Annotated in this window: 1 protein-coding gene; it reads right to left on the bottom strand. The window is 38.8% G+C overall.

The features are described from left to right. Window positions 1-255, bottom strand: a 255-nt coding sequence (locus AAIG11_RS18320) for a hypothetical protein (protein WP_343187571.1), incomplete at both ends; no start/stop codon positions are given.

Genomic DNA, 255 nt, shown 5'->3' with positions numbered 1-255 from the left:
CAGCAAGGAAATGAAGCTTCCACAAGCTTCTCAATGTTTTCAACTTCTTCCACATTAAACCAGCTCTGTGTCATCAGCATTTTTCGGGTTTTTTGATTCACTGATCCTGGCACACCCATGGTAATTCGCTTCAAGTAATGGTGATGTATCTCATTTTGATTCAGCAGGTTTTTAATGGATTCGATGATTGCATCGAACAAGGCCAAGCTGTTTTCATAATTCAAGGTGAACATTTCTTCTTTTCCAATGATGTCA

The organism is Anoxynatronum sibiricum, from assembly GCF_039414295.1.
In the GTDB taxonomy this organism is placed as follows: Bacteria; Bacillota; Clostridia; order Peptostreptococcales; family Tindalliaceae; genus Anoxynatronum; species Anoxynatronum sibiricum.
Note: the sequence above shows the minus strand (reverse complement) of the source record. Positions and strands in the feature narration are given on the sequence as shown.